General features: G+C 61.2%; 1 protein-coding gene. It reads left to right on the forward strand.

Features of this window, described 5'->3' with window-relative positions:
- The coding region (locus RAD10_RS41535; protein ID WP_461621990.1) for an integrase core domain-containing protein at window positions 1-402 on the forward strand (402 nt) is incomplete at its 5' end.
- Window positions 403-405: the final 3 nt, after the last annotated feature.

Below are 405 nucleotides of genomic sequence, written 5' to 3' on the forward strand. Positions count from 1 at the left end.
ATGCGTCGCTTCCGCACTCTCCCGGAAGTCCAGCGCGCCTTCGACGCCTGGCGGCCGGTCTACAATCTGGAGCGTCCTCACCAAGGCCTTGATATGCACGTCCCCGCCGATCGCTTCCGGCCCAGCACCCGTGCCATGCCGGCTCGCGTTCCGAAAGTCGAATACGACAGCGGCGAGATCGTCCGTAGGGTCTCATCGACAAGACCCTACATTTCCTTCAAGGGACGCTTCTGGAAGGTTCCCCAGGCCTTCGCGCGCGAAAGTCTCGCCATCCGGCCGCTGGACCGCGATGGCCATTACGGCATCTTCTTCGCCAGTTGGCAGGTCGCATCCATCGACTTGACCAATGGCCAACCTGTCAGTGATGTGTCCGAACAGGTGTCAGCCATGTCTCCGGACTAAACA

Source organism: Bradyrhizobium sp. 23AC (genome assembly GCF_054863025.1).